The organism is Candidatus Persebacteraceae bacterium Df01 (assembly GCA_030386295.1).
GTDB lineage: Bacteria > Pseudomonadota > Gammaproteobacteria > Tethybacterales > Persebacteraceae > Doriopsillibacter > Doriopsillibacter californiensis.
The window spans coordinates 388,013-412,055 of record JANQAO010000001.1 but is presented as its reverse complement, the minus strand read 5'-3'; the positions used below and the strand labels follow the sequence as shown (position 1 = coordinate 412,055).

The 24,043-nt window shown below is 47.6% G+C and carries 19 protein-coding genes and 1 tRNA gene; 10 read left to right on the top strand and 10 right to left on the bottom strand.

All coding sequences use genetic code 11. The annotated features are described in order from the left end of the window. The first annotated feature begins 42 nt into the window (after positions 1-42). Both NQX30_01995 and ilvA read left to right on the top strand, forming a co-directional pair. The gene (locus NQX30_01995; GenBank protein ID MDM5147152.1) at positions 43-1,368 is read left to right on the top strand and encodes an NAD(P)/FAD-dependent oxidoreductase; all 1,326 of its coding nucleotides are present in this window, start codon (positions 43-45) and stop codon (positions 1,366-1,368) included. An 82-nt stretch (positions 1,369-1,450) separates the two neighbouring features. Continuing rightward, entirely contained in the window at positions 1,451-2,998 is a 1,548-nt protein-coding gene (gene ilvA / locus NQX30_01990; protein MDM5147151.1) for a threonine ammonia-lyase, biosynthetic, read from the top strand. An 11-nt stretch (positions 2,999-3,009) separates the two neighbouring features. Here ilvA and lspA read toward each other — a convergent pair whose 3' ends face one another. After that, entirely contained in the window at positions 3,010-3,486 is a 477-nt protein-coding gene (gene lspA, locus NQX30_01985) for a signal peptidase II (GenBank protein MDM5147150.1), read from the bottom strand. A gap of 22 nt (positions 3,487-3,508) precedes the next feature. Further along, a complete protein-coding gene (ileS, locus tag NQX30_01980; GenBank protein ID MDM5147149.1) occupies positions 3,509-6,292 on the bottom strand; it encodes an isoleucine--tRNA ligase in 2,784 nt (927 codons plus the stop codon). Positions 6,293-6,434: 142 nt separating this feature from the next. Here ileS and NQX30_01975 point away from each other — a divergent pair. Further along, positions 6,435-6,508: transfer RNA gene (locus tag NQX30_01975), tRNA-Gly, on the top strand. An 8-nt stretch (positions 6,509-6,516) separates the two neighbouring features. On the opposite strand, the gene NQX30_01970 is transcribed toward NQX30_01975, so the two are convergent. From NQX30_01970 to NQX30_01960, 3 genes are all read right to left on the bottom strand, one after another. Next, positions 6,517-7,410, bottom strand: coding sequence for a DNA ligase (locus tag NQX30_01970; protein ID MDM5147148.1), 894 nt, complete (start codon positions 7,408-7,410; stop codon positions 6,517-6,519). 202 nt (positions 7,411-7,612) lie between these two features. Further along, a complete protein-coding gene (gene tldD, locus NQX30_01965; protein MDM5147147.1) occupies positions 7,613-9,052 on the bottom strand; it encodes a metalloprotease TldD in 1,440 nt (479 codons plus the stop codon). Positions 9,053-9,184: 132 nt separating this feature from the next. After that, positions 9,185-9,994: a carbon-nitrogen hydrolase family protein gene (locus NQX30_01960; GenBank protein ID MDM5147146.1), complete on the bottom strand. Its 810-nt coding sequence runs from the start codon at positions 9,992-9,994 to the stop codon at positions 9,185-9,187. A 139-nt stretch (positions 9,995-10,133) separates the two neighbouring features. Here NQX30_01960 and NQX30_01955 point away from each other — a divergent pair, with 139 nt between their 5' ends. Next, a complete protein-coding gene (locus tag NQX30_01955; protein MDM5147145.1) occupies positions 10,134-10,622 on the top strand; it encodes a Spy/CpxP family protein refolding chaperone in 489 nt (162 codons plus the stop codon). Positions 10,623-10,747: 125 nt separating this feature from the next. On the opposite strand, the gene NQX30_01950 is transcribed toward NQX30_01955, so the two are convergent. From NQX30_01950 to NQX30_01935, 4 genes are all read right to left on the bottom strand, one after another. Further along, positions 10,748-11,746: a thioredoxin family protein gene (locus NQX30_01950; GenBank protein ID MDM5147144.1), complete on the bottom strand. Its 999-nt coding sequence runs from the start codon at positions 11,744-11,746 to the stop codon at positions 10,748-10,750. 111 nt (positions 11,747-11,857) lie between these two features. Beyond that, complete coding sequence (locus NQX30_01945; protein MDM5147143.1) at positions 11,858-13,024, bottom strand: YeeE/YedE family protein; 1,167 nt, start codon at positions 13,022-13,024, stop codon at positions 11,858-11,860. Positions 13,025-13,246: 222 nt separating this feature from the next. Next, positions 13,247-14,416: a UxaA family hydrolase gene (locus tag NQX30_01940; GenBank protein ID MDM5147142.1), complete on the bottom strand. Its 1,170-nt coding sequence runs from the start codon at positions 14,414-14,416 to the stop codon at positions 13,247-13,249. A gap of 13 nt (positions 14,417-14,429) precedes the next feature. Next, positions 14,430-14,717, bottom strand: coding sequence for a UxaA family hydrolase (locus NQX30_01935; protein ID MDM5147141.1), 288 nt, complete (start codon positions 14,715-14,717; stop codon positions 14,430-14,432). Between the two features lie 249 nt (positions 14,718-14,966). Between NQX30_01935 and msrA the strand changes: the two genes are divergently transcribed. The 3 genes from msrA to NQX30_01920 are packed head-to-tail and all read left to right on the top strand — an operon-like array spanning position 14,967 to position 16,370. Continuing rightward, complete coding sequence (gene msrA, locus NQX30_01930; GenBank protein MDM5147140.1) at positions 14,967-15,431, top strand: peptide-methionine (S)-S-oxide reductase MsrA; 465 nt, start codon at positions 14,967-14,969, stop codon at positions 15,429-15,431. Further along, positions 15,397-15,888, top strand: coding sequence for a tRNA adenosine(34) deaminase TadA (tadA, locus tag NQX30_01925; protein MDM5147139.1), 492 nt, complete (start codon positions 15,397-15,399; stop codon positions 15,886-15,888). The genes msrA and tadA overlap by 35 nt, the downstream gene beginning before the upstream one ends. Continuing rightward, positions 15,885-16,370: a L,D-transpeptidase gene (locus NQX30_01920; protein MDM5147138.1), complete on the top strand. Its 486-nt coding sequence runs from the start codon at positions 15,885-15,887 to the stop codon at positions 16,368-16,370. The genes tadA and NQX30_01920 overlap by 4 nt, the downstream gene beginning before the upstream one ends. Positions 16,371-16,382: 12 nt before the next feature. On the opposite strand, the gene NQX30_01915 is transcribed toward NQX30_01920, so the two are convergent. Continuing rightward, positions 16,383-18,551 (bottom strand): AAA family ATPase, encoded by a 2,169-nt coding sequence (locus NQX30_01915; GenBank protein ID MDM5147137.1) that lies wholly within the window; start codon positions 18,549-18,551, stop codon positions 16,383-16,385. Positions 18,552-18,739: 188 nt separating this feature from the next. Between NQX30_01915 and prpB the strand changes: the two genes are divergently transcribed. Genes prpB through NQX30_01900 form a run of 3 tightly spaced genes read left to right on the top strand, consistent with a single transcriptional unit; the run spans position 18,740 to position 24,035 of the window. Further along, the gene (gene prpB / locus NQX30_01910) at positions 18,740-19,633 is read left to right on the top strand and encodes a methylisocitrate lyase (protein MDM5147136.1); all 894 of its coding nucleotides are present in this window, start codon (positions 18,740-18,742) and stop codon (positions 19,631-19,633) included. After that, entirely contained in the window at positions 19,633-20,760 is a 1,128-nt protein-coding gene (gene prpC, locus NQX30_01905) for a 2-methylcitrate synthase (protein ID MDM5147135.1), read from the top strand. Before prpB ends, prpC begins: the two co-directional genes overlap by 1 nt. Further along, entirely contained in the window at positions 20,760-24,035 is a 3,276-nt protein-coding gene (locus NQX30_01900) for a hypothetical protein (protein ID MDM5147134.1), read from the top strand. Before prpC ends, NQX30_01900 begins: the two co-directional genes overlap by 1 nt. Positions 24,036-24,043 lie beyond the last annotated feature (8 nt).

Sequence of the window (24,043 nt, the reverse complement as noted above, 5' to 3'; positions counted from 1 at the left end):
GCATTCTAACCGTGACGCGCTCACTGTGCTATATTTTTATTAATGAAAGCCATACCAAAAAAACGTGCCGCCTCACGTGAAGAAAAGCAACACAATCAAGTTGTCAACGCACATCATTCATCGCGCCGAGCATTCTGCAGCGGTCTACTCGCAGCAACGGGAGCAATAGCGTTTCCCGCAATCGGAGGTTACAACGCCAAAGTGACTGTGATTGGCGGTGGTTTTGGCGGCGCTATTGCAGCCAAACAATTAAAAATATTGAACCCCAACTTGGCAGTCACACTCATTGAACAACATAAGGCCTATTACACTTGTCCACTCAGCAACTTAGTCCTCGCCGGCGTTGTGCCGGTAAAAACTATTTGCCATAAATATACAACTCTAAGCCAGCACGGTGTACGTGTAGTGCATGGACGAGCTCAAAAAACAGGAAACGGTAGCGTAATATTAACGGACGGATCACAAGTGCCGTATGATCGTGTACTAGTGGCGCCGGGCATTGATTTTTATAATAATCGACTGCCTGGTTATTCGGCTAAAGATACCGCCCGCATCCCTCATGCTTGGCGGGCGGGCGAACAAACCACGATCTTGCGCCGTCAACTGGAAGCAATGCCCGACGGTGGGGTAGTAATCATTATGCCGCCACCACCACCGTACCGCTGCCCACCCGCGCCATACGAACGCACCGGGCTTATCGCTCACTATCTGCAACTCCATAAACCAGCCTGCAAAATATTAATTTTAGACAGCAAAGAAGGATTTTCTCAGCAAACACTTTTTACCGACGGATGGGAAAATTTTTACGGTGATATGATTGAATGGCGTTCGGCGGAAGCCGGCGGACTAGTAGAAGCGATTGACATCAACCGCATGATGGTAAAAACCGAATTTGGCGAAGAACGAGGGGACGTAATTAATTACATCCCACCACAACATGCCGGCGAAATAGCCATTAATTCCGGCCTGACCGACGACAGTGGCTGGTGCCCGATTAATACACTAACCTTTGAATCCACGCAGATTGCAGGAGTGCATGTTATCGGCGACGCCGCCCACGCTGGACGTATGACCAAATCGGGGTATTCAGCCAGCGCCCAAGGCAAAGCGGCAGCTGCGGCCATTGTCAACCTGCTACAAAATAATGCCCCACCAACATCAAATTTGGATAATATCTGCCACAGCCTTGTAACACCAGATTATGGGATTTCGGTAACATCAGCATATCGTGCTGATGGTCAAACCATTGTACCCATAGACAAAGCCACCAGTATGAGTCCCAGAAAAGCAAGCGCTGAGATTCGCCACCAAGAAGCCCGCCAAGCACGTGCGTGGTACGACTCAATTACAGCAGAAATGTTTGGCTAAAACCACCGATAACGTCCCCCATTTTTGATTCGAACATCAACACCGTTAACTCAATATTCACTACTCCCCTACAATACGGACTATGAAAAAAGAACTCAAATCGTTTCAAGAATCATTGATTCGCAGTGTCATTAATACTCGCATTTATGATTTGGTGCGCGAAACACCGCTAACCACAATGCCGGCCTTATCCGCGCAAGTTAGCAATAAGATATTGATTAAGCGTGAAGATATGCATTCCGTTTTTTCTTTTAAAATTCGCGGAGCCTATCATAAAATGACGCGCTTGCCGGCAGCACGGCTCAAAAAAGGAGTGATTGCTGCATCTGCTGGCAATCACGCTCAAGGAGTTGCCTTGTCTGCACAAAAACTGGGCTGCCGCGCTTCTATTTTTATGCCACGCCATGCTCAGCGCATTAAAGTGGAAGCAGTGCGAGCGAGAGGGGCAAAAGTAGTACTAACCGGCGACAGTTTTGATGATGCTAATTTGACGGCGCAACAAACAGCCAGAGAAACCGGCGCCGTGTTTATTCCACCATTTGACGACAAGGATATTATCGCCGGCAATGGCACTATCGCTGCTGAAATTCTGCGTCAACACCCAGCGCCGTTACAGGCAATATTTTGCGCTATCGGTGGAGGCGGTCTGATAACCGGCATAGCGGCTTACGTAAAGGCCTTACGTCCCGATGTGCGCATCATTGGCGTAGAAGCAGAAGAATCGGCTTCCATGCACGCTTCTTTGGTTGCGGGACGACGGGTTCAGCTACCACAGGTTGGCGCTTTTGCCGATGCCGTAGCGGTCAAACAGCCGGGGCGATTACCGTTTGCTTTTGCTCGTGAATTGCTGGACGATGTTATTGTAGTCAACAACGACGCGTTGTGTGCTGCAGTAAAAGACTTATATGAAGACACGCGAGTGATTTTTGAACCTGGTGGTGCACTGGCCATCGCCGGCCTCAAGCGCTATGCTGCCCGAAATCGGTGGCGAAATAAAAACCTGATTGCCTTAGCCTGTGGCGCCAACATGAATTTTGACCGTTTGCGTTTTATTGCCGAGCGTGCAGAAGTAGGAGAACAACGCGAAGCGCTGTTCGCAGTGACGATTTCCGAACGACCAGGCAGTTTTCGCCAGTTTTGCGCCTTACTGGAAAAACGCAATATCACCGAATTTAACTATCGCATGGATGACCCCAATAAGGCGCATATTTTTGTCGGCGTAGAGATTCAAGGTACCGCTGAACGTCGCCAGTTACTACAAAAGTTGCGCGCACACAATCTGCCAACTATTGATTTAACCGATGATGAAATGGCAAAAACACACATCCGCCACATGGTAGGAGGACGCGCTCCCGCTACCAACGAATTGCTGTATCGTTTTGAGTACCCCGAAAAACCAGGAGCGCTGATGAAATTTCTCAACACCTTGGGAATCTCTAGATTTAACTGGAATATTAGTTTATTCCACTACCGCAACAACGGTGCTGATGCTGGTCGAGTTTTGGTGGGAATGCAAGTACCTCCGGCGGAGAGAAAACAGTTTGACAAATTTTTGCGCGACGTGGGTTATCCCCACACGTTGGAAGTAAATAACCCGGCGTACCGACTGTTTTTAGAAGGACAACGTTAATAAAACATTCACTATTCGCTGTCTTTTTTTTCTCCAGCAAAAACCACCAACACCAATACAACTGCGCCAACGGTGATAGCAGAATCAGCAATATTAAACGCTGGCCAATGATACGTGCCAATATGTATATCTATAAAATCTACTACATAACCCTGTCGCACGCGGTCAATTACATTACCCACTGCCCCACCGAGAATCAAAATAAGCGCAGTGATTTCTATCGGACGAGTAGCACGTTGCAACCAAACAAGTAATATCACACAAATAAAAAAAGACGCCGCCAGCAATAACCAACGCCCCCAGTCGCCAACATTAGCGAGAAAACTAAATGCAGCACCGGTGTTTTCGGCGTACACCAGACGCAAAAATGGTGTTAACTCAATCGATTGCTGAGTCAGCGATGAATGCACTACCAACCACTTAGTCCACTGGTCAGCAACGACAATAATCAACACTACCAGCACCGCTCGCCATTGCCACACGCGCATGCGTTTTTGAATCTAATACACTCTAAACAAAACGACGACCACCATCGCTACCACTCAATGTTGCCACGCAGCGGCCACACAATTCTGCATGCACTACGTGTACACCAATATCGGCTTCGTGGTGCCAACAACGCGCGCATTTTGTGTGTGCCGACTTGCGCACCGTAACTGCTGGCGTTGAGTCCGGTTGCTCCACGAAAGATACGGCAGAAACAATAAACGCATGTCGAGCCTCGCTTCCGAGCGATTGTAGTGAAGATAGCGAATCTGCGTCACCAGCAAACTCCACTTCCGCCTCCAATGACGAACGAATGTTACCGGCAGCGCGCTGAACTTCAATTTCACGTAGCGCCAACGCACGCCACTCATCAATCGCCATCCATTTTTTTGCCAATACTTCGCCATCATCTGCCTGCGGCAATGACGCCTCCCACGTATGCAATAGAGGGCTGTCTTCTTCATCACCGACTAACGCCCGCCACGCTTCATCGGCGGTAAAGCACAATACCGGCGCTATCGCTTTAATCAGCAACTCAGTAATGTGATACAACGCACTTTGTGCCGAACGGCGGGAATGAGAATTTTGCGGGCAAGTGTACAACCGGTCTTTGAGAATATCCAAATAAAAGCTACCCAGCTCCACAGAACAAAAACGATGTAACCGCCTAACCGCCTCGTGGAAATCATAATTGTCATAGTGCGCAACAATGGCTTGACGAAATATTTCAGTGCGCCCTAGCATGAGTCGGTCTATTTCCAACATATCATCGGGCACGACAATATCCGCTTGCGGACTAAAATCTGACACATTCACAAGCAGAAAGCGCACCGTATTACGCACCCGTCGATAGATTTCAATCACTCTGTTGAGAATCTCATCCGACAGCGAAATCTCACCGCCGTAATCAGAACTTCCCACCCACAGACGCAAAATATCCGCGCCCTTATCGTTAATAATATCTTCTGGTGACATGGCATTACCCAATGATTTACTCATTTTTCGACCGTCACCAGCAATGACAAAACCATGTGTGAGAACCTGCCGGTAGGGCGCGCGTCCATGCGTTGCGCAACCGGTCATTAGCGAAGACTGAAACCAACCACGATGCTGGTCAGATCCTTCCAGATACATATCAGGGCGAGATGCCTCGTCACCCGTCCAACCCATCACAGCGTAGTGGGTTGCACCGGAATCGAACCACACATCCAGCGTGTCGCGGACTTTGTCATAGTTGTCAGCCTCATCACCCAGCACAGCTTTGGTGCTGATAGCAAACCAAGCTTCAATACCTCCTTGCTCAACAATCCCCGCCGCTTGCTCAACAATCTCAGCGGTGCGCGGGTGCAATTGCCCAGTTTCCTTGTGCAGGAAAAAAGGAATCGGCACATTCCAAAAGCGTTGCCGAGATAAACACCAGTTAGGACGCCCAGCCACCATCGCATCTATACGATTTTTTCCCCACGGTGGACAAAATGTCGTTTCCGCAATCGCCTGTCGCGCGGTCTCGCGTAGTGTGCGGCCTTCGGCAAACGGCACATCCATATCCATAAACCACTGCCAATCGGTACGAAATACAATTGGTGATTTATGCCGCCAACACTTGGGATAAGAGTGTGAATAATTTTCACGTGCTAATAAATGGCCGCTCTGTGCCAGCATATCGGCAATGTGCAGCACCGCATCTTGCGCTTTCATACCCCCAAACAACGGCAGTGAGGCAATAAAATATCCGCCACCGTCTACTGGTGACTCCAACGGTAGCCCGTGTTTGATGCCTACATTAAAATCATCTTCGCCATGTGCCGGCGCAGTATGCACCAAACCAGTACCGACTTCGGCAGTCACGTGCTCACCAGTCAATAACATTGACTCACGTTCATAAAAAGGATGACGAAAAGCTAACCCACCCAACGCCGCACCTTTGGCACGCCCGATAATTGTTGCCGCTGCCATGTTCCAGCGTGCCAGCGATGCCTCGCGTAGGTTTTCCGCAACGATAAACCGGCGCTTATCGGTGGTTTCCACCAGCACATATTCCAATTCTGGATGCACAACAATAGCACGATTGGCCGGTAGTGTCCAGGTGGTGGTAGTCCAGATAACGGCAAATACCGACGTTTTGCTGGCGACACCAAAAACGTGATTAACTGCAACACTATCGGCGGCAGCAAAAGCCACATCCACCGCCAGCGATTGGTGATCTTCGTATTCTATTTCTGCTTCGGCCAATGCTGATTCGCAATTCACACACCACGACACCGACTTTAATCGATGCGAGATAAGACCACGCTTATAAATGTTACCCAGCATACGGATAATGCCAGCTTCGGTAGAAACGTCCATCGTTTTATATGGATTATTCCAGTCACCAAACACGCCCATACGGATAAAACCTGCTTTTTGCCGAACAATTTGTGTTTCGGCAAAGGTGCGACATTGGCGGCGAAAAGCATCTGGGTTCGCGCGGTCGCCACCGCTTTTTTCTACTTGATGCTCAATGGGCAATCCGTGACAATCCCAACCGGGTTTGTAGGGTGCATCATAACCAGCCAGCGTCTTTGAGCGGACAATAATATCTTTGAGTACTTTGTTGACGACGTGACCGACATGCAAATCACCATTGGCGTAAGGAGGTCCATCATGCAATACAAAAGTTTTACGTCCACGCGCAGTTTTTCGTACCTGCTGATATAACTGCCGACGCTCCCAAGCGGCCAGCATATCTGGCTCGCGTTTAGCCAAATTCCCTCGCATGGGAAAAGGCGAATCAAATAGATTGAGAGTTTCGGCGTATTTTTTAGACATGAAGAACGAAATTATAAATCAGGCGTTTCCGGCAGACGGCAACTAATTTTCTAACAATCAACCAGTAACAAAGAAACATCAACCGTTTCACTCATTTCCCACATCATCGTACGCCGAGTGTCCATTATAATTTAGTCTGAGCGCGGGTGTGGTCCAATGGTAGAACATCAGCTTCCCATGCTGAGAGCGAGGGTTCGATTCCCTTCACCCGCTCCAATTTCGAATTAAGGTTTAGTGCTGGGAGGCTCATCTTTGCGCACTCGCAAAAAAACTGGAAACCGCGGCTTACCGTTGTTGGTCAGCCCCTGATATTTGTATGTTACAACAGCACCAACAGGCGGTGGGGACAATCGCTGTTCATTAGAAAAACCGGTTCCCACGTGAAATGTCGTGCCGTTAGGCATCTGCAATCCCAAACTGCCGAGCATGCCCAAAAACTTTCCCTTCCCCGGATGATGCGCAATAACCACCGCCTCAGCGTCATTAAATAACTTGAGCTTAAGCAAGTCATTGCTACGCCCGCCGCGATAAAGTGAATCTTTACGCCGAAGCATCAGTCCCTCGCCGCCAGTGTTTACCACTTGTTTCATACGTTGCATAAGCGTTTTTTTGTCTGCCACTTCGATTTGTTTTACCACTTTCAAATATGGCGTATTAGCAACAGTGACAGTTTCCTGCAACAATTGTAGGCGATTGCTAAAATCACCACCTGCCTCAGGCATGTCAAAAACCATGTAACCAATTTCACTCCAGCCATCATGCGGTTGAACGCGGCGCACCGTACCGCTGATAAAGTCAAATTGCCCGCGACCACTCCACAACTCTCCGTCTAGCGGCGCGTCCGGAAAATTTTTAACAAACCACGTCGGTGCTGTAAACACATTGCCTTTGCGCGAAATCAGTTTTTTACCGTCCCAATAGGCACGCACGCCGTCCAGTTTTTCACTCACATAATAATCGGATAAATTAATGTCATCGCGATAGTTATTTGCTAGCAACAAATCAACCGGTTCACCAGCGGCAACTGGCAACACCAACAATACGACAAAAATACAAAATAATTGCCTTATAACATTGCCGATGCGATACCGCGCTTGTCTAAAGAAAACCCGATTCATCCCGCAAGCATTCTAGCTTAACCGCATATTCACGAATAAAAGATAGAGTAGCAATGAAAATTTGAAATTTTTCTTTCTAAAAAAACACCCCCATACATGCCTGTTAATATCTGGCTCTTTTATAATTTTCACTATATTTGCAACGACTCATTCACCGCCCACCGCGGTTTTACAATTCACTCTCCGAAAATACCGAAGATTACTAACTTCGCTCACCACCGACATTAAGCGCATCCACTCGAATTGTCGGTTGACCCACACCTACCGGCACCCATTGACCGTTTTTGCCGCAATTACCGATACCCGGATCTAACGCAAAATCACTTCCCACCATGGAAATATGCGGCATTATGGCAGGGCCGTTGCCAATAATCGTTGCACCCTTAACCGTCGCACCCAGTTTTCCGTTTTCAATCAATTGTGCTGTAGAACAACCAAACACAAAATTGCCATTGGTAATGTCCACTTCGCCACCGTTGAAATCAGCGGCATACAATCCGCGATCAACCGAAGCGATAATTTCTTCTGGCGCGTGTTTACCTGCCGGCATAAACGTGTTGGTCATACGTGGCATCGGCGGATGCGCATAAGACTCTCGGCGACCGTTACCAGTAGGCGCAGCCTTCATTAGTCTAGCGTTAGCAATGTCTTGCATGTAACGGCAGAGAATACCGTCTTCTATTAGAGTCGTTGCCTGTGTTGGCGTTCCTTCATCATCACACGACAAAGATCCTCGTCGACCGTCAATATCGCCGGCGTCCACTACTGTCACACCAGGAGCAGCCACACGTTCGCCAATTCGCCCAGAAAAAGCGGACTGTTCTTTACGGTTAAAATCACCTTCCAAACCATGTCCAACCGCTTCGTGGAGAATAACGCCAGCCCAACCCGGCCCTAATACAACGGGCATTACGCCAGCGGGGGCTGGCTCGGCTTCCAATTTTTGTGCCGCTTGTTGAACGGCGTGCAAAACAATGTGATGCACCACACTCTCGCTAAAATATTCAAAATTGTGCCGGCCTCCGCCACCGCTACTGCCAATTTCGCGCTTACCTCCACCAGCAATAATAACTTGCACACTCAATCGCACCATTGGACGAATGTCCGCCGCCGCCACACCATCAGCGCGAACCACCAGTACTGTATCGTGTGCCGCCGCCACACTAGCGATTACATTTTCCACTCGCGGATCGGCAGCACGAGCCAAAGCATCAACTTTTTTAAGCAATGAAATTTTGTCAGCATCCGCCGTCATTACTATCGGATTAGTAACGGCAAAACGCGGCGGTGCAGCAGTTGGTTGCTCAACTTCACCCATAACAAGCGTGCCGCCATGGGCTTTGGCAACGCGCGCCACACGACTAATATCAGCGATAGTTGCCCGCGCAATAATGTCACTACTAGCGCAAGCGGTGGTCTCACCATGCAAAGCGCGCAAGCCAATACCACGATCTTCGTTGTAATGTCCCGTTTTAACTTTGCCGTCTTCTAATTGCCAGCCTTCACGAATGCTGTGCTGTACATATACGTCAAGCCAATCCAACCCGTGTGCCTCCATCGCTAATTGCTGCCGCACTTTTTCCACAGTTAAATCAGCGGGAGCCAGTAGTAACGTTTCCGCCTGTGAAAGAGTGTCATTCATTGTTATTCCTTTGTTATTAGTAGGATTAATTTGCTATCAGCCATTATATCGTTATGATCATCGGGCATTTATATAAACAGTGCCGTGTCCGCATTATCCGACAAGCTGATGGAATAGCGCAAATATACGACATTATTTAATTAAGCGATGACTGAGTGCGGGTAGGCGCTGGCGATGCTCTTCGCGCTGGGCCGCATTGATTTCAGAAAAAATAACGCAATTGCTATCACCATCTGCCCGAGCAAGGACATTACCCCAATGGTCAATAAGCATACTATTGCCATAAGTTTTTCTCCCTCCCAGATGAACGCCGGCTTGTGCCGGTGCCAATACATGAGCGAGATTTTCTACTGCCCGAGCACGCAACAAAACCTCCCAATGCGCCGCACCAGTTTCGCGAGTAAACGCAGAAGGAACGATAATAATATCCGGTTGCTCCATAGCTCGAAATAATTCGGGAAAACGTAAGTCATAACATACTGCCAATCCGATGCGTCCCAGCTCCGTGTCCACCACCGTAACCGTGTCGCCCGGAATGATAGTAACGGTTTCATCTATAGTCTGTTTATGTCCAGAAAAACGAAACAAATGTATTTTGTCATAACGCGCCAACCGAGTACCGTCCGGTCCGTATAGCAGACAAGATGAAAAAACACGCCCGCTACCAGCATCGATAGGCAATGTGCCACCAACGATGTACATGCGGTGTGTTGCCGCCGATCGCGACAAAAAGTTTTGTATAGGACCGTCATCATCTTTTTCGGCAATGCTCAATTTAAACGTTTCATCCGCAGCAATAAGCGGAAAAAATTCCGGCAACGCAGCCAATTGTGCACCACCAGCGGCAGCTTGTTGTAACAAGTCATTAGCTAGTGCCAAGTTGGCAGCAACCTCACCGCCGGAATTCATTTGTAAACAAGCAACGGTAACTATTTTTTTCATTCGATAATTGTATCTTGTTGCGTGCCACCGCTGTGATACCTACGATACAAACTGAAACTCAGTGTTGCTTTATTGACATAAAAATCGACTAACGCCTGCGCAATAATAACAATATTATTAATTCTAAAAGGAAATCACAATGATCGAATCAGCCACAAAGAAAATAGTCGTTGCTATTATCGCTGTTAGCGCCTTGGCGGTTGGCGGTGTTGCTACGGCAAAATTCAACAAAAACGGAAACGACAAAATGATATCTCGTGTTTCCGAAAAATTGGATTTGAACGACCAGCAAGAACAACAGTTAGCTAACATTCTAAAAGAAACACGAGAATATCGCCAAAAAATATATGACCAAACACGTGACGAAGTGCGCGCCACACTGAGCAAAGACTCGCTGAGCAAAGAAGACGCCCTAGGGTTGTTGAAAATGCATCAACAGCGACATGATGATATGCAGGAATATATGGCGGAAAAATTATCAGATTTTCACGCTGTTTTGACCAAGGAACAACGTCAGAAAGCCACGGATGTATTACTGTCTTTCGTTTCTCGTGGCCACATGGGACATCACGGTAAGCACGGTAAGCACGGTGATCATGGCAATAAATGGAATCACGAAGAACATTAATTTTATCCCTCCTGGCGGGTGAGCTATTGTAGTCCGCCCGCTTTTTGTCATTCCTTTGAAAAAAATCAATTCCCGATATCCGAAAGTTATTTTTTTTCGCAGGTTACCTAAAGCACATTCATTGATTACCAAATGGTAACGTTTTCTCCTTGCTGCCGCAACTGATCACTACGTTGCTGTAAAAAACGTTGGAATTCCGGCTCACGACGATAAGCACCACTAGCCACATAATCAAGCACAGAGCTCAGATGAAAATCACGCAAATATCCGTCAACACGAAATTGCTCGGTTCCGCTTTCATCCAAAAAAATAATGGCTGGAACAAATGCGACTTGCTTATCAAGTACCCACTGTGATGCCGTTTGGTCGCCGCTCATGGTATTGTCACGACCAAATAAATCTAACCGCACATAAGCAAAGGCTTCGTGCCATTGTTTAGCTTTGTCACTTGACAAAAAATTCTGCCACTCGTTACAAATTGAACAGCTACTTTGGGTAACTAGCACTGCCGTCATTTTTGAGGGCGATGACAAATTATATGGTGGTGCAGAAAATGGTGGCGCCAAATCGGGCAAGGCAGTGACCTTTTCATCTTGTTTTGCCTGCTGTCGCCAATAGTCAGCAAAAGAAACGCCATCTGTCAGATCGCTCAATACATAGTGCAGCGCCGACAAAAAACGTGGTGGCGATTGATAGCCAGCAATGCGCAATACTTCGTTGCCCTCGTCATCCAAAAATAGCAAGGTCGGAGTAAATTGAATATTCAATCGTCGCGCGAGTGTTTTTTCGATGTATTCTTCGCCATCAATCCACACTGCATCCAAATCACCAAACATGTTCACTGCAACCGAATCAAATTTTTCTTTGAGCAGTGAGACAATTTCAGCTTGGTGAAAATTGTCATCATGCAGCTTTTTACAATAAGGACAACCGTCTTGTCCAAAATATACCATCAGCTGTTTGCCCTCCGCCGCTGCCTCGCTAATGTCTTCAGGGAAATCCAAAAAAGACGACTTAAACCAAGATGGAGTATCTCGCGTCACCACATAATCACCCGCCGACTCTTGCGCCGTCGCCAACAATGATATTGCCATTGCCAAGAAAAAACACAACGATTTAGACATACTGTTGCTTCCTGTTTTGTTTAATATAATCAGCGCGACGTTTATCAACCACTTAACTCGTCGCACAGACACTTGCTTTTTTTGATGCCTCACTTCATGCTACAAAAGACATTACTTGTCCAGTCCCACTAAACGCCGGGCACCAACGCCTATCGCCGTCCCGACAAACGCAAAAAATAGCCACAACCAGCCGTGAGCGCTTCCCGAAGACAAAGCACTGATATAGGAACCGATATTACAACCATAGCTGATTTGCGCACCATAACCCATGATAACACCACCGGACAAAGACAATAATAGGCGCTTACCTCCACCAAAAGAAAGAGAGAATTTACCTGCGGCAACCGCGGCAACAACAACTCCCAACAACATGCTAACCGTTGTTACTAGCTGCGTTCCTTCAAACCAACCGCTGTGCAAAGCATCTGAACCAGTTGCAAAACGCGACCAATAATCCCAAAATTCAATGTCTTCGTATCCCAAAATAAATAACGTTTTAGCACCCAATATACTCAGTCCATTGATAATTCCCCACGGCTGTTTTGCCAGCGCAAGCAGTATGATTGATAACAATGCCAAAATAATGGCGCCCACATAAAGCGACATTCGCTTTGGCGGAGGCGCTGATGAATTACTTGGTAACGGTAAGGTCAACGATGCCAAAATAACAACTATCCCCATAGCAATAATAGCTAACGCACCCCAAATACCCCATTCACCATAAAAAGAAAAAGAGGTAGCCGCCGGCAGCTCCTGCCAAAATTCAGCTTGTTCTGCGGCAACAATCGCACCTGCAATAAAGCCAGCAATTGATATGAACGGTACGGTACCGCCTTGACCTGCACCGACAATAGAGCCTGAAGTACAAGCACCACCCAACTGCATACCAACACCAAACAATAAAGCACCAACGGCAATTCCGGTGGTAAGCGGTCGTACATTCATCACGGCGTACACATCGCCGCCGCCGATATTGCCACTCAACCACGCAAAAGGCAAAGCGGCTAACGCAATCCATAACATTTGCGCCCGCAACCCGGTGCCATCCCCCCGCGTAAACAACACTCGCCACGTATAGCTAAAACCAAATTGACAACGAAAAAATACCACGCCGATAGCCAAACCAGTTATAGCCAAAGCAGATTTTTGCCAGCCATAAGCGATATATAAAAAAACAATGAACCCACCGCTCAACATCCACATGGCAATACCAAATAGACGGTAAACCCAGTTAGCTGCTACAAAATCAATTATATTTTTTGATAGTGTTGAGATCATCCGAATAAGTAAGTAATTCGGTATAGCCAAAAATGGCGATAACAAATTTTCATCATATTACAAAAAAATATATTATATTATTTATTTATTCTTTAATGTAATTATTGCTCAATTAATATCCGCTTACCAACCCCGACCACCGATTATCAGCGGTCAATTATTTTTCTGTTGAGTAGAAACTGTGTGCGTTGGCTAGGAGATGCAGCTACTTTTTAGCAATGGCTAAGCCGAACGATACAGCTTAGTCATGACAAATTCGCGATGACCCAATACTTCGGCAGCGGTCAAGCGGCCATTAGCAGTCTGACGAATATTGTCAATCAGCACATCGCCAGCAGCGTCCAATGTCATTTCACGACGTAAAATACCGGAGACATCCACATCAATATGCTCTGACATGGTACGCACGGTGCGCGGGTTCGCACTAATTTTGATTACTGGCACAATCGGGTTGCCGACAACATTGCCTTGCCCGGTGGGAAAGGTGTGAACTACATAGCCCGCCGCCGCCATCAACGTCACACACTCTGCCGCCGCCGATGAAGTATCCATAAAATACAGTCCTGCTCCTTTTGCAGGAGACTCTGCCGGTCCTAACGCATCTATATAGCGAGAGGTTCGTCCGATTTTTTCTAGATTACCCAGCGCTTTTTCTTCAATAGTAGACAGTCCGCCTTCTATGTTGCCCTTTGTCGGTTGTGATTCGGACAAATCGGATATTTTGTGCGCTTCAATAACTTCTTCTTGATAGGCATTGAATATTTGCATGAATTTTTCGCCGGCGGCATCGCTGGCAGCGCGAGCGCGGCATAGATGCTCGGCACCAGTGAGTTCCGACGTTTCGCCGAACACACCATAAATCCCTTTGGGCAGAAGTTTGTCGTACATATTACCCACCGTTGGGCAAGAACCCAAACCGGTGGTTGGGTCGGATTCACCGCATTTGGTGGAAATCCATAATTCGGACAAATCGCACTCTTCACGCAGCTGACCGGTGGCTGCGTGGACAAATTCTTTAGCTTTACGTGAAGCGGCAGCGACGGTATTAATATCGCCATTGCGCCCAATAGAAAAAGCTGCTACTGGTTTGCCGGTTTCAGCAATGCCATCAGCGACGCGCTGCGTCCAGCCAGGCTCAATGCCGATAACAACACAAGCTGCAATGTTGGGATTGCTTCCGGCACCGATAATGGTGCGAAAATGCAATTCCAAATCAGCGCCAAATTGCAAACGCCCATAGGCGTGCGGTAACGCCGTCGTACCTTGAATATGTGCCGCAACTGCTTCACAGGCCGCGTTAGAAATATCGTCTACTGGCAAAATGGCTACCATGTTGCGCACGCCGACACGACCGTTTTCACGCCGATAACCCCAAAATGTTGAATCTGTCATTATTTCTCCTATTTCACCAGCGCTTAGTTTTTAAATTATGCACATGTACATAGCCACCTTTAGTAACATCGGCAGTCATTTTGCCGATATCCTCGCCGTATTTAATAACCGTATCGCCTTGACGCAAGTCAGCAAGAGCAATTTTGTGCCCAAGTGGGGCAGCGGCGGTAACTGTAAGTTTGAATTCAGAATTATCTTCGGTAATCACACAAAGCACTTCGGTGTTAGCAGTCAACTCTTCCGTCACTACCACACCAACGTTGTCTTTATGATGGTGAATAAGCAAATGTGGCACGTTCATTTAATTTAACCTTTCCATATATATTGACCTAGGGGTTGCCAAGGCAGCGTGAAATGATGATTATAATCTATGTCTATTAATGCAGGGATTAGGCGGTCACTAACAGAGTGAACGCTTTTTGTTTAATTTCAATATTTTCAATCTGTATTTCTGTGTTTTGCGCGCATTAAAAGCAGCTAATAACGAAAGCAAAAAGCTTTACTAAATGCAAAAATTGCGTGGTGGAACGCGGAAGCCTATAATTAAAAAATGAGCGAAAAAGCGATTTTTGCTGCCGGTTGCTTTTGGGGAGTAGAAGCAACTTTTCAAAACATAACTGGGGTAAGCGACTCTCGCGTTGGTTATATCGGTGGCACAATTTCTGAACCCACTTATAAACAAGTCTGCGCGGGCGACACTGGTCATGCCGAAGCGATAGAAATTATATTTAATCCGCAAACGGTACCCTATGAGGAGTTGCTGGCGCAATTTTGGCAGCTACATGACCCCACTCAACAAAACCGGCAAGGACCGGATGTGGGCAGCCAATACCGTTCGGCAATTTTTTATTTGACTGATGCGCAACGACGAGCAGCGGAACAATCCAAAATCGCGGCGCAAGCGGGATTTTCGCGCCCGATTGCAACACAAATTACCGCCGCCGACACATTTTGGCCGGCAGAAGACTATCACCAATCTTATGTGCAAAAACGCCGCGGTGGTTTTTTCAGCTGAATATTCCGAACATGCGCGTCACGCCATGCAGCAAGCGCTAGAACTGGCCGTCACTGCGGCAACAGACGGCGAAGTGCCGGTAGGAGCCGTGATTTACGATAACGATGGCACAATTATTGGCGAAGGATACAACCGTGTGATTGCAAACAGTGACGTATCGGCACATGCTGAAATGGCCGCATTGCGAGCCGCCTGCCGGGTGCGGCACAATTATCGCCTACCTGATTGCCATTTAGCGGTAACTTTAGAGCCGTGTGCGATGTGTGCGGGAGCAATATTTCATGCTCGGCTGCGATCCGTCATTTATGCAACGGCCGATCCAAAAACCGGCGCGTTGGGAAGCGTTAGCGCCTTGCACAAAGAACGAAAATTCAATCATCATACCGAGGTTGCGAGCGGACTGTATGCCGATGAGGCAGCAGCAGTACTACGTGATTTCTTCCGGCAGCGACGATGAAAGAAATTGTTATTAATCTGGCAGCACAATCGCTACAATTGTTTGAAAATAATGATTTGCTGCGGCATTATTCTGTATCCACTGCTGCTAACGGCGCCGGAGAGCGCGTGAACAGTTTTCAAACGCCGCGCGGGCGACACACCATTCACACCAAAATCGGCGCTAATATGCCGATAAATACCGTTTTTCGAGGACGGCAACCCACTGGAGAAATTTATTCGCCACAACTAACTAACCAACAACCAGACCGAGACTGGATACTTACGCGCATTTTATGGTTAGCCGGTTGTGAACCAAATAAAAATCAGGGTGGTGATGTAGATACGCTAAGCCGCCATATTTATATTCACGGCACGCCAGATTCAACAACACTAGGCATCCCCAGTTCTCATGGCTGCGTGCGCATGGCAAATTTGGAAATTGTGGAACTTTTTGATTTGGTGGAAACTAGCGTGTCAGTAAATATCGTAGAAGCAGAATAACCTTTATATTTATCAATGTACAGAACAGACATTGACGGTTGCGACACCATTGTTGTCTTCTAATGCATAGCGTCCACCAGCAACAATTTGACCGGCAGCTTCGGCCTGTGCCAGCGGTTCCATAATATGTTCACGGATAAGTCTCTCTAACGGACGGGCTCCCATCGCAGCAGAAAACCCGTCCGCTAGTAGGCGCACTCGCAAGCGGCGGCCAACATTGATATGGATTTTTTTGTCTACTAGCAAACGGTGACTAAGTTCTTTCAAGCGCAGACTCAAAATGCGCGACAACGTTGCCTTACCCAACGGCGTAAACCGTACGACGGCATCTAAGCGATTGCGAAATTCGGGAGAAAGTTGGCGCGATAACGCTTCCGTACCTGCCTGTGCGGCATCATCACGAGAAAAACCGACAGGCGCGCGCTCCCACTGTGCTGCGCCGGCATTAGTAGTCATTACCAAAATAGCACCGGAAAAATCAGCACGGCGCCCAGCATTGTCGGTAAGCACTCCATAATCCATTACCTGCAAAAGTATATTGAGCACGTCAGGGTGCGCTTTTTCAATTTCATCTAGCAATACGACAGCATTAGGATGATGGGAAATCCTTTCCACTAATTGACCACTTTGTTCGTAACCTACATACCCAGGAGGCGCGCCAATGAGGCGCGATACGGCATGCGCTTCCATGCACTCAGACATATCAAATCGCAACAACGATACACCCAAAAAACCGGCCAATCGACGGCTCATTTCGGTCTTGCCGACACCAGTGGGGCCTGCAAACAAAAAGGCGCCAGCGGTGCGAGTGCTATCGTGATAGCCCAGCTGTAATCGTAATACCGCATTGGCGAGCACTTTTGCTGCTTCTGGTTGGTCAATAACGGCAGATGCCAGTTGTTGTTCCAAGCCGCGCAAATGTCGGCCATGGTCAGCGGCGCGCTGTGGCAACCCTGCCGCTGCAGTCGCTGCGGTGGCAATGGCGTCATCGTCAACCGGCGTTTTACCACCCGCGAAACGCCGTTGAGCACCAGCGTCATCCAACACGTCAATGGCTTTGTCAGGCAAAAAACGCGAAGGCAAAAAACGACGAGAATAGTGTACCGCAGAAGCTGCTGCAGTCGGCGCGTAAATGACTTTGTGATGCGCCGACAATCGTTCAATAATACCGTTAAGGATAACTGTCAATTCTGCATCTTTAGGTTCGTCAATATGTATTTTTTGAAACCGCCGCGCCAACGCCGCCTCTTTTTCAAAAATACGGCGATATTCGGAAAAGGTCGTGGCTCCAATACAGCGAATTCCACTACCGCCAAGTACCGGTTTGAGAATGTTGGCTGCATCCAAATTGTTGCCAGAAACAGCGCCAGCGCCAATGAGTGTGTGAATTTCATCAATAAACATAACTGCGTTGGTGTGGGCACGGCATCTTTCTATGAGTTGGTGCAGCCGTTGCTCAAAATCACCGCGGTATTTAGTCCCTGCCACTAAATCGCCGATGGAGACCGAAAACAACTTCATGCCGGCTAGCGCTTCCGGCGCCTGTTGTGCTGCCGCCGCGTACGCTAGTTTGTGTACCACAGCGGTTTTTCCAACTCCCGACTCACCAACAAGCAGTGGATTATTTTTGTATTTACGACTAAGTATGCGTATCAATTCCTGCACTTCTTCTTCACGTCCTAACGGCGCGTCAATTTCACCGGCGGCGGCAAGCGCTACTAGATCATTATCGGTGTTAAGCTTAGTCTCATCGGATTTGAATTTTTCTGCTTGTTCGCTAGTGTGTGCCAGCACCGCCAGCCGTTCTACTCCATTTTTTTTTAAGAAATAGGCAGCATGTGAGCCGGGCTCCGCAAACACCGCCGCCAAAACATGCGCGCCAGATGCCTTGGCATGGGCATGATTGCGCGTTTGCGAAATTGCTCGCTTGAGCACTCGCTGAAAGCTGGCAGTAGGGGAAGGAGAGCATCCAGGCGTGTGCACTACCCGTGATTCCAAAAAATGTTCCAAATCTTGTCGCAAACTTTGCACATCGGCACGGCAAGAAGTTAAGCACTGGCGTACGGATGAATTATCAATTAGTACCAGTACCAAATGCTCAACGGTAATGACTTCTAAGCCACGCCGCCGCGCATCAGCGTGGGTAAAGTTAATGTTTTCTTCTAACTCTTGCGTAATCATAATGTTTTATAAAACAACGTCCGCTATGAGTGGTTGATATAAAACTACTTGCTCTAGCATGTTGGGCACTGACCCTGTCCAAAAAACAAAAACTAGCAAGCGCCGTTTGAGATTAAAGTATAATACATATTTACCGTTGCAAGCTGATTTGTCTCAATAAAAGCCGGTTTCATCGGCAACCATTAACTATGTCATCCATAAATCCCATCAAACGCTTGTCGGCGGGGGCACAGTTACGGCAGGCAGCACAACAGCACGCACCGCTCCTTATGCCGGGCGTGATTAACGGTTATTGCGCTAGGATGGCCGAAAGAGCGGGTTTTGATTCTTTATATTTATCCGGTGGTGGCGTAGCCGCGGCGATGGGACTTCCCGATTTGGCAGTGACAACACTGCAAGACGTGATAATTGACGCCGAGCGTATTACCGCCGCCTCCGAGCTTCCCCTACTGGTAGATGCGGATACCGGCTTTGGCACTTGGCTCAATATTGCCCGCACGGTCAAATCACTCACTCGTTCCGGTGCCGCCGGCATTCACTTAGAAGATCAAGCGCAGGCCAAACGTTGTGGTCATCGCCCTAACAAAACGCTGGTAACAGCGGAAGAAATGACCGACCGGGTGCGTGCCGCGGTAGACGCCCGTCCTGATGATTCTTTTGTCATTATGGCGCGTACTGATGCACTGGCATCAGAGTCGCATACACAAGCATTAGAACGCGCCTGTGCCTATGCCGAAGCCGGCGCCGATATGATTTTTGTTGAAGCTGCCAATACCTTGGACGATTATCGCGCTTTTAAAGAGACCTGCCAAAAACCGATTTTGGCTAACATTACTGAGTTTGGTCACACTCCGCTTTTCACGGCACAAGAATTGGCGGATGCTGGTGTGAACATCATGTTGTTTCCATTGTCGGCATTTAGATCTATGAATAAAGCGGCACTTGATACGTATCGTGTAATTCGCCGCGAGGGCAGCCAGCAGGCGGTTTTAGATGGTATGCAAACGCGCGAAGAATTGTATGATTATTTAAACTATCATGCTTGCGAACAAAAAATGGATAGCCTTTTTGGAGAAAAATAATGACGCGAAATACTGATGGATTACGTGGCGTAAGCGCCGGACGTACAGCAATTGCAACATGTGGGAAAGCCGGTCGTGGATTAACTTACCGCGGCTATTCAATTGAAGAATTAGCAGCACACGCTAGTTTTGAAGAAACGGCGTGGCTACTCTTACACGGCGAATTACCTACAGTAACCGAATTAGTTGCATTCAAAAAGCGCTTGCGTAAACTGCGCGGGCTACCGCCAACAGTACGTGAAACGCTTGAGAAAATCCCCGCCACTGCTCGTCCGATGGATGTTATGCGCACTGCCTGTTCAATATTAGGCACGATAGAGCCGGAAGGTGATTTTTCACGACAAATAGATGTAGCAGAACGCTTGTTAGCTTTTTTTCCAAGTGCTTTGGGATATTGGTATCGTTTTGTGCAACATGGCGAACGCATTGATACCAACACCGATGATGACAATATCGCTACCCAATTATTGCACTTGATTAAAGGCACTCCGCCGCTCGCTGACGAAACGTCGGCGATGGACGTATCGCTAGTACTATACGCCGAGCACGAATTTAACGCTTCCACTTTTTCCGCCCGTGTAGTAACGGCGACGCTATCAGATTTCCATTCAGCAGTAACGGCGGCGATTGGCGCACTAAGCGGACCATTGCACGGCGGCGCCAACGAGTGGGCAATGACACTAATTGAACGCTTTGACTCTCCTGTGGACGCTGTTACTAACATTGACGCCATGCTGGCGCGCAAGGAAAAAATCATGGGTTTCGGTCACGCCGTATACTCGGTGTGCGATCCACGCAACGAAATTATTAAAACGCAATCACAACGATTATCTCAGGGGCATCCAAATGAGAAATTATTTGCCGTGTCGGAAGCTATTGAACAAAAAATGTGGGCTAAAAAGAAAATGTTTCCAAATCTGGATTTTTACAGCGCCTCAGCCTATCATTTTATGGGAGTACCAACGTCGCTATTTACCCCATTGTTTGTAGTTTCACGCATTAGCGGTTGGGCGGCACACATTATCGAACAACGTGCCGATAACCGTTTGATTCGACCAGCTGCCGATTATGTCGGTCCGGATGACCGGCCTTTCATCGCTATTGAACAAAGAGAAAATTCACAATAATGACTTTGACTGACAAAGATAATTACTTATCAAATTCAGTTACCGAATCTGATATTCCCACTGCCACAATTTCTCATCCGCCAGACACCTCGGCAACCGAACTACTAAAAAGCGCGACCCCTACTACCGACGGCGGTCATGAAATAAGAGAGATGAATCCGCCACCGCAAGCGCCAGCCGTAAAGGATAGTCTGCAGAAATGGTGGTATTACGCGATTTTTGCCGCATCGGGTTTTTCAGCTTTGATTTATGAATCACTATGGACTCGTTATCTTAAAATTTTTCTTGGTCATGCTGCTTATGCGCAGGCACTAGTACTGGCGATATTTTTGCTGGGATTGGCCGGCGGCTCGGCATTGGTAGCGCGTTTTAGTACTCGCCTGACACGCCCACTGCTTGCCTATGTTGCGGTGGAAGCGGTGCTGGCCTTGGCAGCAATATATTTTCACCATATTTATGTTGCTACACTGGATTGGGCACTCAATTTTGCACTGCCTGCCACGCAAACCATAGAAGCGGCAACGCTCCTCAAATGGGGACTGGCAGCAGCACTAATATTTCCACAAGCGTTATTGCTGGGTGCCACGTTTCCATTGCTTAGTGCCGGCATGCTTCGACTGTGGGACAAACGACCAGGCGAAATTATCGCCATGCTGTACTTTACTAATTTCCTCGGCGCGGCAATTGGCGTGCTGTGCAACAGCTTTTTATTATTGCCAGCATTAGGGCTGCCCGGCGCCGGCGCCGTTGGCAGCATGATTAATTTTGCCATTGCTGCTCTTGTGTGGATACTCATACTCCGCTACGGAGAAGGCAAACAACCACCACCACCTGCTATCAGTTATCCTTATAAACTTTCTCGTTTAGAATGGATTTTGATTGTGGTTGCGGCCGTTACCGGCTTGTCATCGTTTATTTACGAAATTATGTGGGTACGCATGATTTCCCTGCTGCTCGGTGCTTCTACTCATTCCTTTGAAATTGTGCTAGGAGTGTTTATTGCCGGGTTAGCCTTAGGCAGTTTGTTGGTCAAGCAACGCATTGATAAAGTCGCTGAACCGCTGGTGTTGCTTGGCAGCATTCAAGTAGTTATGGGTTGCTTAGCAATGGTTTCTTTGCTCGCATATCCGTTTTTATTTGAACAATACATTGCTCAATGGTCAACAGAAGCGCGCGATACGACGGCTTATGTCAAGCACCTTTTGTTTGGTGCTGGGTTGGCGACGGCGCTGATGCTACCAGTAACCATTTGTGCAGGCATGACGTTGCCCCTTATTACACGGCTTTTGATGGCTCAGCGCGGCGAAGCGTCTTTAGGTATTGTTTATGCTGCCAATACTATCGGCTCTATTATTGGTGTTTTTCTGGCGGTACACGTGCTGCTTACTCATGTTGGTGTCAAAAACGGCATACTCATCGGTGCTCTGGCCGATGTGCTGCTAGGAATAGGATTGTTTGCTTATGTCGGTCGGCGACTGTTTTCTTTTACGGCGACAAGTTTTACAACAGCGGTACTGGCTGTTACCTTGTTGTTTGGAAATATTCCGCTGCAATACGCCGCCGCTGGGGTCTTCCGCCACGGACAGGCGATAGGAGAAAACCAGAAAATTGTTTTTTATCGCGATGGAAAAACCGCCTCAATATCGGTGTTGGAGCGAACAAACGGACTTAAGAGCGACAAATCTATCCGCACCAACGGCAAAATTGATGCGGCGATTGTATACGATAACCAATCAGACAATTACAGCAGTGACGAGATGACGATGACAATGTTGGGATTATTACCACTGTTAGCACGTCCAGATGCGCGTACTGCTGCCAATATAGGGTTTGGTAGTGGGTTAACTACACGCACTTTGCTGCAATCTTCTAAATTGCAGCGTGTGGACAACATTGAGATTGAACCAATGGTCATAGCGGGAGCTCAACAAATGGGAGAAAAAGTTGCGCCGGTATTTTCTGATCCGCGTAATCATTTTATTATTGATGATGCTAAGAGTGCTTTTATTCGTACCGGGGGGAAATACGATATTATTGTTTCTGGACCTTCCAACCCGTGGATTAGTGGCGTTGCTAGCCTATTTACCAAAGAATTTTATCGCCGCGTGCGCACCTCGCTGGCTCAAGATGGCGTTTTTGTGCAATGGACACCACTTTACGAAAGTTCGCCGCAATTAGTTGCTTCCATTGCCCGCGCATTGAGCGAAGAATTTTCCGATTTTAGAATGTATTTATCCTCAAGTAGCGATTTGGTAATTATCACGGTGGCGGATGGACAAGTGCCACCACTATTATCTGCCATTTTTGCTGACGATAACGCCCGTGAATTTTTTGGATATTATGGATTTCATAGCGCTCCCGATGTTGAGCAATTGTTTGTAGGCGATAAAAAACATATGTTGCCCTATTACGAATCGTTTAATACACCGGCTAATTCTGATTATTTCCCCTATTTAGAACACCATGCTCCTTTGTCTTTCTTTACTAAGACTCACTATATATGGCCAAATGTTCGGTCATTACCGGTGCCAGTAATGGAAATGGCAGGAGACTGGAAAATGTCACCGGAAGCAGTTGCCGCCCTTCCTCGTTCCCCATTGGCAAATGAAATCGCTTCGGCGCGTAAGTTGTTCGCTTCTTTAAAGGAAGAAAACGGCGAGTTGATCCGCCTTATCAATGCAATGCAATCATTATCCTGCTACAGTAATCGTCATGATACAACAGAAAATGAGGAGGAGAACACGGTTATCAAAAGATCTGAACACGGTTCTGACAACCCAGAAAGCAAGGTAGATTTAACCCTTTCTTCCACAAACTCCGAAGAAGAAGAGAATAACGCGGATATGGCCGCCAATAACAATAATGGAAACAACGCCGGCAAATATATGCTGAGTGTCAGCTCGCTCATTACTCGACTAATGCCGCATATTAGCCGAGAAAACATGCTCGTTGTTTGGGAGCTATTGGAAGAAGAAGGGTGCGTTGCTGAACAGTTAGCAGATGCGGGATCAATTGCCGGTATTTACACACAATTTTGGCGAGCGCTTTCCTTACGTGACGCCACCACCCTAGCCGACACGACACAGGAATTATTTTCGTATTCCGACTTCAATACCCAATCAGGGCAAATTGTATTACTGTCAGCAATGGCTGCACAATATCAATTAGGAAATTACTCACGTGTACTATCGCTTATCAACCAATTACCGCTGGTTAATCCTACGATTCACCACGCCACACGATTTATTGCCGCTCAAGCGGCGACAAAAATATAATTTATAAA

What these genes read in the sequence shown, in the direction of transcription:
- NQX30_01995 (MDM5147152.1), top strand. Translation starts at nt 43, where the DNA reads ATGAAAGCCATACCAAAAAAACGTGCCGCCTCACGTGAAGAAAAGCAA.
- ilvA (MDM5147151.1), top strand. Translation starts at nt 1,451, where the DNA reads ATGAAAAAAGAACTCAAATCGTTTCAAGAATCATTGATTCGCAGTGTC.
- lspA (MDM5147150.1), bottom strand. Translation starts at nt 3,486, where the DNA reads ATGCGCGTGTGGCAATGGCGAGCGGTGCTGGTAGTGTTGATTATTGTC.
- ileS (MDM5147149.1), bottom strand. Translation starts at nt 6,292, where the DNA reads ATGTCTAAAAAATACGCCGAAACTCTCAATCTATTTGATTCGCCTTTT.
- NQX30_01970 (MDM5147148.1), bottom strand. Translation starts at nt 7,410, where the DNA reads ATGAATCGGGTTTTCTTTAGACAAGCGCGGTATCGCATCGGCAATGTT.
- tldD (MDM5147147.1), bottom strand. Translation starts at nt 9,052, where the DNA reads ATGAATGACACTCTTTCACAGGCGGAAACGTTACTACTGGCTCCCGCT.
- NQX30_01960 (MDM5147146.1), bottom strand. Translation starts at nt 9,994, where the DNA reads ATGAAAAAAATAGTTACCGTTGCTTGTTTACAAATGAATTCCGGCGGT.
- NQX30_01955 (MDM5147145.1), top strand. Translation starts at nt 10,134, where the DNA reads ATGATCGAATCAGCCACAAAGAAAATAGTCGTTGCTATTATCGCTGTT.
- NQX30_01950 (MDM5147144.1), bottom strand. Translation starts at nt 11,746, where the DNA reads ATGTCTAAATCGTTGTGTTTTTTCTTGGCAATGGCAATATCATTGTTG.
- NQX30_01945 (MDM5147143.1), bottom strand. Translation starts at nt 13,024, where the DNA reads ATGATCTCAACACTATCAAAAAATATAATTGATTTTGTAGCAGCTAAC.
- NQX30_01940 (MDM5147142.1), bottom strand. Translation starts at nt 14,416, where the DNA reads ATGACAGATTCAACATTTTGGGGTTATCGGCGTGAAAACGGTCGTGTC.
- NQX30_01935 (MDM5147141.1), bottom strand. Translation starts at nt 14,717, where the DNA reads ATGAACGTGCCACATTTGCTTATTCACCATCATAAAGACAACGTTGGT.
- msrA (MDM5147140.1), top strand. Translation starts at nt 14,967, where the DNA reads ATGAGCGAAAAAGCGATTTTTGCTGCCGGTTGCTTTTGGGGAGTAGAA.
- tadA (MDM5147139.1), top strand. Translation starts at nt 15,397, where the DNA reads ATGTGCAAAAACGCCGCGGTGGTTTTTTCAGCTGAATATTCCGAACAT.
- NQX30_01920 (MDM5147138.1), top strand. Translation starts at nt 15,885, where the DNA reads ATGAAAGAAATTGTTATTAATCTGGCAGCACAATCGCTACAATTGTTT.
- NQX30_01915 (MDM5147137.1), bottom strand. Translation starts at nt 18,551, where the DNA reads ATGATTACGCAAGAGTTAGAAGAAAACATTAACTTTACCCACGCTGAT.
- prpB (MDM5147136.1), top strand. Translation starts at nt 18,740, where the DNA reads ATGTCATCCATAAATCCCATCAAACGCTTGTCGGCGGGGGCACAGTTA.
- prpC (MDM5147135.1), top strand. Translation starts at nt 19,633, where the DNA reads ATGACGCGAAATACTGATGGATTACGTGGCGTAAGCGCCGGACGTACA.
- NQX30_01900 (MDM5147134.1), top strand. Translation starts at nt 20,760, where the DNA reads ATGACTTTGACTGACAAAGATAATTACTTATCAAATTCAGTTACCGAA.